This is a genomic window from Wolbachia endosymbiont of Drosophila leontia (genome assembly GCF_028981785.1).
Classification (GTDB): Bacteria; Pseudomonadota; Alphaproteobacteria; order Rickettsiales; family Anaplasmataceae; genus Wolbachia; species Wolbachia pipientis.
In genome coordinates, this window is record NZ_JAPQLK010000137.1 from 1 (window position 1) to 11,097 (window position 11,097).

The 11,097-nt window shown below is 33.1% G+C and carries 12 protein-coding genes, 2 other RNA genes and 3 pseudogenes; 9 read left to right on the forward strand and 8 right to left on the reverse strand.

Annotated features, from left to right (window positions below):
• A pseudogene (locus OZD63_RS04950) lies at window positions 1–736 on the forward strand (hypothetical protein); the annotation flags it as partial.
• On the opposite strand, the gene OZD63_RS04955 reads toward OZD63_RS04950, so the two are convergent.
• On the reverse strand, window positions 704–1,993 hold the full coding sequence (locus tag OZD63_RS04955) for a bifunctional folylpolyglutamate synthase/dihydrofolate synthase (RefSeq protein WP_275008282.1): 1,290 nt from the start codon (window positions 1,991–1,993) through the stop codon (window positions 704–706). The pseudogene OZD63_RS04950 and the gene OZD63_RS04955 sit on opposite strands and share 33 nt — an antisense overlap.
• A complete protein-coding gene (locus OZD63_RS04960) occupies window positions 1,990–2,580 on the reverse strand; it encodes an MlaC/ttg2D family ABC transporter substrate-binding protein (RefSeq protein WP_275008284.1) in 591 nt (196 codons plus the stop codon). The genes OZD63_RS04955 and OZD63_RS04960 overlap by 4 nt, the downstream gene beginning before the upstream one ends.
• Before the next feature lie 116 nt (window positions 2,581–2,696).
• On the opposite strand from OZD63_RS04960, the gene ssrS reads away from it, so the two are divergent.
• From ssrS to OZD63_RS04975, 3 genes are all read left to right on the forward strand, one after another.
• A non-coding RNA gene (ssrS, locus tag OZD63_RS04965) (6S RNA) lies at window positions 2,697–2,857 on the forward strand.
• 19 nt (window positions 2,858–2,876) lie between these two features.
• Window positions 2,877–3,338, forward strand: a complete 462-nt coding sequence (locus tag OZD63_RS04970) for a type II toxin-antitoxin system RatA family toxin (protein WP_274980012.1) — start codon at window positions 2,877–2,879, stop codon at window positions 3,336–3,338.
• Window positions 3,339–3,392: 54 nt separating this feature from the next.
• The gene (locus OZD63_RS04975; protein ID WP_275008285.1) at window positions 3,393–4,097 is read left to right on the forward strand and encodes a DsbA family protein; all 705 of its coding nucleotides are present in this window, start codon (window positions 3,393–3,395) and stop codon (window positions 4,095–4,097) included.
• 29 nt (window positions 4,098–4,126) lie between these two features.
• Here OZD63_RS04975 and OZD63_RS04980 read toward each other — a convergent pair whose 3' ends face one another.
• The gene (locus OZD63_RS04980; RefSeq protein ID WP_006279425.1) at window positions 4,127–4,405 is read right to left on the reverse strand and encodes a DUF2671 domain-containing protein; all 279 of its coding nucleotides are present in this window, start codon (window positions 4,403–4,405) and stop codon (window positions 4,127–4,129) included.
• A gap of 250 nt (window positions 4,406–4,655) precedes the next feature.
• On the opposite strand from OZD63_RS04980, the gene OZD63_RS04985 reads away from it, so the two are divergent.
• Window positions 4,656–5,303 carry an O-methyltransferase gene (locus tag OZD63_RS04985; protein ID WP_010081993.1) on the forward strand — a complete coding sequence of 216 codons (648 nt, stop codon included), beginning with the start codon at window positions 4,656–4,658 and terminating at the stop codon, window positions 5,301–5,303.
• Window position 5,304: 1 nt separating this feature from the next.
• On the opposite strand, the gene OZD63_RS04990 is transcribed toward OZD63_RS04985, so the two are convergent.
• Window positions 5,305–5,958, reverse strand: coding sequence for a glutathione S-transferase family protein (locus OZD63_RS04990; protein ID WP_275008287.1), 654 nt, complete (start codon window positions 5,956–5,958; stop codon window positions 5,305–5,307).
• Between the two features lie 217 nt (window positions 5,959–6,175).
• A pseudogene (locus tag OZD63_RS04995) lies at window positions 6,176–6,292 on the reverse strand (WPE palindromic element domain-containing protein); the annotation flags it as partial.
• 111 nt (window positions 6,293–6,403) lie between these two features.
• On the opposite strand from OZD63_RS04995, the gene ffs reads away from it, so the two are divergent.
• The 3 genes from ffs (at window position 6,404) to OZD63_RS05010 (ending at window position 8,456) form a co-directional block, all read left to right on the forward strand.
• Window positions 6,404–6,503: signal recognition particle sRNA small type (gene ffs / locus OZD63_RS05000), an RNA gene on the forward strand.
• A gap of 15 nt (window positions 6,504–6,518) precedes the next feature.
• Window positions 6,519–8,120, forward strand: coding sequence for a DNA polymerase III subunit gamma/tau (dnaX, locus tag OZD63_RS05005; RefSeq protein WP_275008288.1), 1,602 nt, complete (start codon window positions 6,519–6,521; stop codon window positions 8,118–8,120).
• A 21-nt stretch (window positions 8,121–8,141) separates the two neighbouring features.
• Window positions 8,142–8,456 (forward strand): YbaB/EbfC family nucleoid-associated protein, encoded by a 315-nt coding sequence (locus OZD63_RS05010; protein WP_065094503.1) that lies wholly within the window; start codon window positions 8,142–8,144, stop codon window positions 8,454–8,456.
• 84 nt (window positions 8,457–8,540) lie between these two features.
• Here the strand turns inward: OZD63_RS05010 and OZD63_RS05015 are convergent, their stop codons facing one another.
• Both OZD63_RS05015 and OZD63_RS05020 read right to left on the reverse strand, forming a co-directional pair.
• On the reverse strand, window positions 8,541–8,663 hold the full coding sequence (locus tag OZD63_RS05015; RefSeq protein ID WP_275008289.1) for a hypothetical protein: 123 nt from the start codon (window positions 8,661–8,663) through the stop codon (window positions 8,541–8,543).
• A 281-nt stretch (window positions 8,664–8,944) separates the two neighbouring features.
• Window positions 8,945–9,067, reverse strand: coding sequence for a WPE palindromic element domain-containing protein (locus OZD63_RS05020; RefSeq protein WP_274979926.1), 123 nt, complete (start codon window positions 9,065–9,067; stop codon window positions 8,945–8,947).
• Between the two features lie 140 nt (window positions 9,068–9,207).
• Between OZD63_RS05020 and OZD63_RS05025 the strand changes: the two genes are divergently transcribed.
• Window positions 9,208–10,671: a hypothetical protein gene (locus OZD63_RS05025; protein WP_274979925.1), complete on the forward strand. Its 1,464-nt coding sequence runs from the start codon at window positions 9,208–9,210 to the stop codon at window positions 10,669–10,671.
• A gap of 197 nt (window positions 10,672–10,868) precedes the next feature.
• On the opposite strand, the pseudogene OZD63_RS05030 reads toward OZD63_RS05025, so the two are convergent.
• A pseudogene (locus tag OZD63_RS05030) lies at window positions 10,869–11,076 on the reverse strand (IS3 family transposase); the annotation flags it as partial.
• Between the last annotated feature and the right edge of the window lie 21 nt (window positions 11,077–11,097).

Sequence of the window (11,097 nt, forward strand, 5' to 3'; positions counted from 1 at the left end):
CCAGTATTGGTCTAATTTTTTCAAATTGTTCTTTACTTATATCTCTTGGATAGCTTTTTTGCATAGATATACCTCTTTCTTAACTATGCTTATTTTACCTCATATTTTCGAGATCCTTAACAGGTTCTTAGGAGTTCTTTTAGTATCCTTCACATCAATTGCATTTTTAATAATTAATGGTATTTCTTCTAATGTACCAATAGCAGTAGGTTTTCTTGCTCCCTTGTTAGCAGGATCTATTTTGAGTCTAGCTGTTAAGAGCATTTATACTAGAAATGGGAAAGAGTTTAATCATCAGACTAATATTTTGTTATTGTTTAACTTTGACCAAGAATGCGAAAATTTTTCAAAGAGTGATAGGACTAAATTAAAGTGGCTAAAAAATTCAGTTATTTTGAGCAACACAATCTGTACATCTTTAATGTTTTTCGGTGTGGGATTAGATTTAGTTGCCAACGGCTTTGGTATAACTAACTCTATGATGTTATCCGGCTTATTACTTTCATTACCATTCACGCTTTTAATTGTTACTTCACCTATTTTAAATGCTGCAAGTAATTATATTCTCAAAAAGACAGCTATAAATTCAATTGAGGAGCAATTTAAAGGTGATGATCAGTTTATAGAAGTCGATAACGAAAAGCCAAGCAGTACTATGAGCAATCAAAGTTATTTCCCCATCGGTCAGTTAATATCATCAAAGTTAGCTATTCTCCATAGCGAAGTCTCTAGCTAGGAACAATGAGCCACAGATTAGTATGGTTTTGACGTTTTGGGTAGAGGCTTTTAATATGTGATTTGATATTGCATCGCCAATTGATTCACATTCAACTGCTTTTATTCCTATGTTATTGGCTTTTTCCCTAATCAAATTTGTATTTGTTGCTTTAGGTTCAGACTTAACACAAACCGCACATAGTAGCTTGATGTATGGCTTTAAGTGCTCTAAGAACTCTTCCACATTTCTGTTACTAGTAACACCAAAAACCATATAAATACCTTCAGCAAAATTATCTTTTACCCACTGAGATAGTACTCTAGCACCATCATTATTGTGTGCACCATCTAAAAATAATTGCCAATCTTTCGGTAGTAGGAAAATTAAATTACCTTCTTTTATAGACTCTAGCCGTGCAGGCCAATAAGTGCACTGTAAACCTGAAGTGATATCCTCTTCTCCAATATCAAATTCATACTTTCCACTTAAAATACTACATGCTGCAATAGCATTGCCTGCATTAATCACCTGATGATCACCCTTTAAAGATGGCAAAGGAAATTCTATTGATTGAATAGCTGATTGAAAAACCATTTTGTTGTTCTTTTTTTTGCAATTCCATTCAAGACCTCCTCTATACAAGGGAGATTTCTTATTTATTGCGTGGTGTTCTAGCGTGTTCACTATAGATTTTTCTTGCGGTGCTATTACGCAAGGAACATTAGGTTTCATTATTCCAGCCTTTTCACCTGCTATAATTTCTACAGTAGGGCCAAGATATTCCGTATGATCAAGTGCAATGGAAGTAATTATTGTTAAAATCGGATTATCTATAACATTTGTTGCATCAAGCCTTCCACCCATACCCACTTCAACTAAAGTTATATCGGCTTTATGACGAGAAAAAGCTAAAAAAGCTGCAATAGTTGCAGCTTCAAACAGAGTGATAGGTTGTTCTGCAATTACTGCACGACATTCTTCTAATAAGCTATATAATTCATTATCGTCGATATAGCTGCCGGCTATCACTATCCTCTCATTAAAACTCACTAAATGTGGAGAAGTGTATGCGTGTACCTTATACCCTGCTGCTTGCATTATATATCTTATAAATGCTAGTGTTGAGCCTTTCCCATTAGTTCCAGCTATATGAATTGCGGGAGGCATTTTTTTCTCGGGGTTATCTAGTTTGCTAAGAAAGCCTTTTATGCGATCAAGAGAAAAATCATTCGGCCTGCTACCAAGTGGCTTAGGCCAATGAGGCATATATATCATAGATTGTTGTTACATTTTAATTCATCTATCACACTTGCTATGCCATGTGTGTCGATTTTTTCACTAAATTGATAACGTTGATTAATAGCAATACTTATTCCACTCATTACAACATCACTTATCAAGAAAGAACTGTTATTTTTAGTAACTTTAAAATCAATATTTGTAAATTCTTCATCACCGTAAGAAAATCTTGTACCAATTAAGCAAGTTTCATCGTCAACTGCTTTTGTACTCATCATGATCATTTCACTATCATGCATGTATTTATATAAAATTTTAACGCACAAACGCGTAAGATACACTTCATACTCTCTTAAAAAATCTTCTTTTTCTTTTTGTTTAACTAAAGCCCAATGTTTCCCTATGACGAATTGCGATATTCCTTTGAGGTTAACACTGTTTTGAATGACCTCCTGAAGCTTCTTTTGCACACATTCCCGGTTTTTTTTATTCTCCTTTGTAGATATACCATCCACTTGTTGCTTCATAGTATGCACAAAAATTTTGTGATCTGTACAATTGGTGTAAGCACTTGAAGAAATTACAATAAAAACAATGATAGTTAAAACTTTAGTAATGTTCATAAGATATATTTATTGGCTATGATACTTAGAATGCAAAGTTTAATAAAGATTAAATAATAATCGCTAGCTTTAATATATCTATAGACACACCTTGTATAAATCATCTACAATTAATTAAGGGTCTGTTCTATGCGTTATGAGTTAAGTTAAATTTCCCGAGCGATAATTTCTAGTCAAGGGAATTGCCTCTGTTAATTTCGTTGAAATTGGTACGCGATGCCCACCTTAACTTTAGTCTCAGGAATCTACTAAGGCTGACGGTAGATACGGATCCTATTTTGATTGGTTTAACATTTATGCTTCATCAATACAAAGAACGGGGTGTTTTCCTATGTTTGCCTAATGAAGTATTCCAAATTGTAATTGGTGTTGAAAGGTATCCTGATTTTGTTCCTTGGTGCAAAGCCGTTTATATAAAAGAAAAAATTAACAACCAAATGGTTGTGGATCTCCTCGCAGCTTTTCATGGAATTAAAGGTAGATATACATCAGAAGTTACTTCTCTTTCTCCAAGTGGAACAAATGAAGGTTGGATAAAAGCTGTATCATCAAATGGAATATTTAAACATCTATACAATGAATGGCAATTCATTCCCATAGACGAAAATAAAACTATGGTAAAGTTTTATATAGAGTTTAAGTTTAAGTCCAACTCATTTTCCACTTTATTAAACTCAGTATATAAGTATACACAAAGTAAAATAATTGCTGCATTTAAAGATAGGGCTGAAAGCCTTGCTAAACAAAAGTTATCTTGACATTATTAATATAAGTGTATAATTTTTTTTAGTAAGTTAAGTGTTTACATTGTAATGATTTTTAGACTATTGTTTTTATTAATTTTCATAAGTGTTAATTCTTATGCAGTTGTTAAGCAAGATTTATCCGATAACCAATACATTCAAAAAAAACCCAATGAAATAACATCAAATGAGCTATTATCGCCATTACCTAATGATAAATTATTAGGAGATCCAAAAGCACCAATTCTAATGATAGAATATGCTTCATTAACTTGTTATCACTGCTCTCTTTTTCATAGGAATGTTTTTCCTAAAATTAAAGAGAAATATATAGACACAGGTAAGATGTTATATATATTTCGTCATTTTCCTTTAGATTACAGAGGGCTAAAGGCTGCAATGCTAAGTCATTGCTACGAAAAACAAGAAGACTACTTTAATTTTAACAAAGCTGTTTTTAACTCAATAGATTCGTGGGATTACTACAATTTAAGTGATTTGACTTTACTACAAAGAATTGCTGCACTAAGCAACTTAAAGCAAGATGCATTTAACCAATGCATTAATGATAAGAAAATAATGGATAAAATCGTAAATGATAAATCACTGGCAATTAATAAACTTGGTATCACAGCCACTCCAATATTTTTCATCAAGCTTAACGATGATAAATCATATATAGAGCATAATAAAGTTAAACATGGAGGGTATAAAGAGCTGAAATATTTCACTAATGTGATAGATAAATTATATGGAAAAGCTATAGTGAAGTAATACCACTGTAGCTTACCATATAAAAGACTCTATGCTGAGTCATTGTTTTTCACTACTGTTTGTTGTTTTTTACGCTCAAACTCTCTTTTTTTACTGTGCCAAGTGTAGTAATACATAGCGATTTTATTCTCTATTAATACTATTGTCCCATCATAAAACTGAACCATATCCATAACTTTTCTCTGAGCTTCATCAAAACGTTCTTTATACTTTTCACGATAAGCTGGATTATGTAGTAACATAACCCCTTCATTCTTGTTAGATTTTTTGTTTAACGTTTCAACTTCACCAGCAATAGTATAAGACATATAACCCCCTCTAATTGATTATAAAAATTATATTTTAAAAAGAGAAATGCGCATAAACAATCCCTTTAATTCTAGCATAATAATCGACTGTTTATTATACTAGTTAACTATAGTACGATATATAATAATTTTTGTCACTTAAAATTTTATACTATGAAATAATAACTTAAAATAAATGTTTTTATTATTTTAAACTATATTATTATATTTATAAATTGTGTATGAATTAAGTCTCCCTAATTTATAATATATGCGTAATAATTTTAGTATAAAATTGTCATACATAAGAAATCTATTTGCAAAAGAATATAAAAAAATAGAAGAATATTGTATTCTTGAAAAAAAGCAACATATTCAAATTGGCCCTGAAGAAGGAAAGCTATTAAGTTTATTTATAAAAATCCAAAAAATCAAAAGTATTGTTGAGATTGGCACGTTATACGGTTACTCGTCGATTTGCATGGCAAAAGCTCTACTAAAAGACGGTCATATATATACAATAGAAAATAATCCTCAACACTCAAGAATAGCAAAAAAAAATTTTAGTGCTTTTAATCTAAGTGATAAAATTACTCTAATAGAAGGCGATGCACTGGAAAAAATTAATGAATTATCAGCAAAAGCACCATTTGACATGATATTTATTGATGCTGACAAAAGTAGTTATCCTAAGTATTTAGATTGGGCAGAGTCATACATTAAACAAGATGGGCTAATCGTTGCAGATAACACTCTACTGTTTAACACAGTATTTTTAGAATCGCCTCCAAAAGAAGTATCAGAAAAATCATGGCATGCCATGAGGGAGTTTAATAATAGATTATCAGATGAAAAAAAATATTTCTCTATATTGATTCCAACTGATGAAGGAATGACTGTAGCTTTAAAGCTAACATAAGTTAAAAATCAAGGTCAGCATAATGTTTAGGAGGGATTAAACCAGAAATCCTCTCTAATAATATCTCACGAAAACAAGGCTTTGATTTAACAATGGAGTACCATTCTTTTAAAATTTTACTTTTTTCCCATGGAAAACTACTTACATAATCCATTACGGAAATATGCGATGCTAAAGTAATATCAGCTAAAGTGAACTTATCAGTTGCAAGCCAAACGTTCTTGTTAATTAAGTGTTCGATGTATTCCATATGGCAAGGCAGGTTATGCTGAGCTGCATGAAGAAATCTAGAGTCAGGGCTGCGGTTAGTAATTACTTTTTCATTCATAATATACTTAGTAACTTCATTGTAAAATTTGTTATCGAACCAATTGATTAGAGCGCGTATTTTAGACTTAATAATAGTGGATGAACCAAGTAATTTTATATCGCTATTGTAAGTCTCTTCTATATATTCACAAACGGCATTACTATCCGCTATTACAGAGTTATTATCTATTAATACTGGTACTTGCCCGGTTGGGTTGATCTCCATAAATTCAGTCCGCTTTTCCCACGGATTTTCATACACTAGATCACAGCCCAACTTTTTTTCTTTGAGAAGAGCTCTAACTTTTCGTGAAAATGGACAAAGAGGAAAATGATATAAAATCATAATATTCCTCTTTTATTATCCCAGTACTTATAGATTGTCATCCCAGCGCATGATACTGGCATCCAGCTTATTTCATTATGGACATTTTATGGACATTATTTTTAACATATACTCCTAGAATCCGTTGTACATTGCATAATTTGCAAATATTTTTATATCTGGATCCCAGTACAACTGTACGAACATTGTAGTTTGAGAGCAATTCCCACCGGAAGGGTGTCATTCCAGTGCTTGACACTGGAATCCAGTTCTTATTATGCAACAGCCTGATGTATTCATTTAAAATTAAGTTTTCTGGATCCAAGTAGTCAAGCACTGGGATGACAGAAGAAGAGTATTTTAGGTAACAGTTGTTTACTCCAAAGTAATGTTGCAAAAGGTCTAACATATAAATTATAAGACTAATATAGGATATACCTTGCTAAATAAAAAAAAAAGTATAATATTTTATAAGGTATGCAGGCAAAAACTCTGTAATTTGGTCAGATCAGAAATGAAGCAGCCATATCAGAACCTTTTTGGGTTGCATACCTATTTCATTATTTGTTTTATCCGAGGCTATGAATATAGCATCAAAACATCGTCCTGGTAGCTTCAAAGATCTAGTAGGTCAAGATATATTAGTGCGTGTATTAGAAAATGCTTTTATTTTAAACAAAATCCCACAATCTATACTGCTCTCTGGTAGTAGTGGAGTTGGTAAAACCACCACTGCAAGGATAATAGCTTTATGTTTGAATTGTTCCCTGGGGCCAATTTTTGAACCTTGCGGATCATGTGAAAATTGTCTAGCAATAAAAAATTCAAGCCATCCAGATGTAATTGAAATCGATGCAGCAAGTCACACTAGCATTGACGATATTAAAGTAATCCTGGGAGATATTTGCTATTCACCTATAAGCTCTAAATTCAAAGTCTACATTATAGATGAAGTACATATGTTATCCAGCAGCGCATTTAACGCATTACTTAAAACCCTAGAAGAGCCACCATCTAGTGTAAAGTTCATTTTAGCAACTACGGAAATAAAAAAGATACCAATAACTATTATTGCACGTTGTCAAAGATTTGATTTACACAACATTCCTGTAGCTAAAATAGTGGAACGTTTAAATGATGTTGCACGAAAAGAGAGTTATTCCATTGAAAAGGGAGCATTAGAATTAATTGCACGACACTCTGGAAATTCAATGCGTAACGCCTTGTTTTTGATGAATCAAGCAGTGCTATATAGCAAAGATGGTGCAATATCCACTAAAAATGTGACAGGCATACTTGGCTTAGTGGATAAAGATATTATATTCGATCTATTAGGGGCAATATTAGAAGGTGATTTACAGAAAGCTTTGTTAGTGTTTGACAAGGCGATAAAAACAGCAAACCCACTTAGTATTTTTGAAGGTCTATTGCAAACAATTCAGTTAGTATGCCGTTTTTTGATTACAAAAGAAATTGATAATGCAGTTACAGAGCATGAAAAGAATAGGATAAAAGATTTAAGTATAAAGAGATCTTTAATATTTTTTTCGAGATTGTGGAAGGTGTTGCTTAAAAGTATTCAAGATATAAAAACTTCAACATGCAACGATGTTGCTGCTGAAATGATGCTAATTAGTCTTTGCTATCTCTCTGATCTACCTTCTCCAGAACAGGTGATCAAAAAAGTTCTTTCACAGAATGCAGAGCAAGGAAATAGACAGGGCAGACCTGTTGCACCTTCCCCCTCTGTCATCCAAGTAGCTGACTACTCAGATCCAAAAAAATACGTGGAAAGTAAACAACAACCCCACTCTGTCATCCCAGTGCGTGACACTGGGATCCATGTGGAAAATAAACAACAAAATTACGATTTTGATAAGATTTTGCAACTATTAAGGCGGAGTAACCAAATTTATCTTTACAAACAACTGTGCAATAATCTACAATTAATAGATTGTAAACCTGGATATTTAAAATTAAAAGCTGTATCTAAGTTGGATAGTAATTTTTGCAATGATTTAAAAAATTACTTAAACCAGGTGACTCAGCAGGAGTGGGTTATTACAGTTGATACGGGTTATATAAACAGGGAAGTGAGTGATTTAAATTATGCACCTGCAGTCAAGGATATACTTGACACGTTTAAAGGTGCAAAAGTAGTTAATATAGAAAATAAGGAGTAAGTTGTGGATCTTAGTCAAATAATGAAACAAATGCAAGAGATGCAAAAAAAGCTTGCAGAAGCTCAAGAAAAATATATTGGAAAAGAGTTTCAAGGTATTTCTGGTGGCGGCAAAGTTTCTGTATTAGTGGAAGTCATAAAAATAGGTAGCTATAAAGCTAAAAAGGTGAACATAGACTTAGAACTTATGAGAAATGAGGAAAAAGATATAGTAGAGGATTTAGTAACAGCAGCATTTAATGATGCCATTAAAAAAGCAGAAGAAGATATGGCAAATGCAACTCCTGATCTTGCAGGTATGATGGGTTTACCACCTGGATTTAAACTTCCTTTTTGAATTTACTACTGAAGTTTCTTTTAGTGTAAGTATTTTTTTTCTAGTATTCCCAACGCTAGTACTTCTTCATATAATGTGCCTATACTAGCATAGCCCTACGTCATACCGTGATTCATTCCACAACTGTACAAACATTGCAATATGGCACGATATCACATAGTAAACGATGTCATTCCAGTGCTTGACACTGGAATGGCTTTGTTGCATCGCTAGCTATGATGGATTAAAGATAAAAAAAGGTGGAGTATATCAGTAGCTTATTATTCTGGTATTTACAACAAGAACGGTCAGTGAATACCTAAATTTGAGTAAAAGAAATTTCACTACCACTCACTAATCCGGCTAAAATTCAAGAATTTCAATGCTTTAGCTATTTTCAATAGAATTAAGTTTATTAATATAAATAACAAATTACTATTCTTAAATTTGATCAGATTGATTGCAAAAAAACAAGATTTTCAATAAGTTGCTTATAATCCTAATTATAGTTAGCCTTTCATAAGTAGCGATGCAACAAAGCCCACTGGAATCCAGCTTTTGATCGAAAATGTTGTATAGTACACAATCAAATTTTCTGGATCCCAGTGTCTGGGCACTGGGATGACACCCATTTGTTCCTATAGTTGTCTTTTCTCGTCTACCTTATTTTGCCACTCTGCTAAACAGATACATTATCTGTAAATTGGTATTTACTATATCTTAATAACTATAGCGTAATCAATGCAGCATAGTAATTAACTTTGGAGTGAATATGCATGGGTCAGTCGAAAAATCAACAGTAAAATTAACTTCTTACGAACAAACAGGTGACAATAGCAAGATAACACTAAAAGATCCACCATCGCCTGAAGAAGCAGGAAATGCTATCTCAAGTGTACTGAATGTAGTACCACGTGTGCAGGGAATGTCACATGAAGAATCAGATGATGAGGAAGTGGATCCTACTTATGCATCTGTAAATCGACAAAAAGATGGTGATGGAGCACCACCGATTTTGCCAAAAGCTCCAGGTTTACAAGACAAAGAAGACAAAAATTTGTTTGGTCTTAGTACTGAAGTACTACCTTCTTCCCTAGAAGAAACAAAAGGTGAGACTCATGATTGGGTATCACAAACAGCAAGTTTAGGTTTAGGAGGATTATCTGGTAATGGATCAGAAAAACATATTTATGCAGCTATAGACCCAAATGCAAAATCTTCGAAAAAGAGTTTAGACAGTGGAATAGGTGGTCAAAACTCAAAAGATGATTTAGGTGCGTCTTCAAATACTTTACCATCGTATAAAAGCAAAGATGACTCTGAAGAGTCTTTGTCACTAAATTCTGATATAGGTAGCACAACAAATAAAAAAACAAACAGATTCTTGCCAAGAGCAAAGTATGCCATGCAGCAGAAGGGTTTTATAATTTTTGGTGCAAGTGCTATTGTATTCAGTATATCTGCAGCTTTATTATATTTACAAGATAAAGCAAAATTTATTGCATTTTTTACAAACAGCCCAAAATATATCACTATACCAGTTATCGCACTTGCTGCATTGCTTACAATTGGTCCAATATTTTTTGCAACAAGGCAATTTATAGACACTGAAGAACATTCCATTCAAAAAAAAGATGCGGATAAAATTTTAGCTGAGGTGTTGGAGCACCAGCCAAAAGATAAAGCTATAAAATCTGTAAGACTGGAATATAGCAATGGCACTCATTCAAATTTTGTACTTAATGCTTGGGAAGCTAAACAAGGCTTCACTAACATTGACGAAAAAGTAATTACTAGAACTAATAAAATAAAATCAGTAATTAACGACAGACCAATATTTACTGCATTATTTACTGGTGTAGTTGCTGCAAATATAGCGTTTCCTCTAGGGCTACTTGCAACACATGGTGTTAATGGTGTACAAAAATTTTACCAAAACCCTTTGACTAATAACATAGGATTATCATTACTTATAGGTTCTGGTATACTTGCATTACTCATTGTGGGTTTTGGCATACATTATTATAGAAAAACAAATTGCACTAATCTTATATATTCGCAGGAAAAGATTGACCCTAAAAGCGTTAACAAGAAATTCATTGAAGAAATAAAACACGAAAGAACAAATGTTCTTGGGGAAAACCACGGTAAAGACGCTAAACGCAGCAGCTTAACGCTTGAGCAAGTTGTGGTTCAATCTCATAATTGTAAGGATGTTGTTTATAGTGTCGGTTAATAAAATGCATGATATAGCTAGTGCAGCCCTACGTCATACCGCTGCAGACCGTCATACCGCGATTCATTCGCGGTATCTCTAGATCCCGCTAACACGTAGCGGGATGACGATTGTCAGGGTAGCACCTCCCTCCCCTGTCATCCAAGTAGCTGACTGACCTTACCCAGAAAAAGTGAAGAGAAAGTTTGGAATGTTTTTCACAAAGAGAATGATGAATCAAAATGCTCAGGAATGCAATAGTTAATAGTGACGTTGTTTGTTATAAAAAATTTCTATGTATTCAAATATTGCAGTTCTAGTTTGTTGAGCAGAGTGTTGTGAAGTATCAATAAGTATTTCTCTTTTCAATGAGCTAAAGAAGCTTTCTGCAACAGAATTGTCGTAACAACAGCCTTTATTACTCATCTATATTCTTTACAGCTAAGA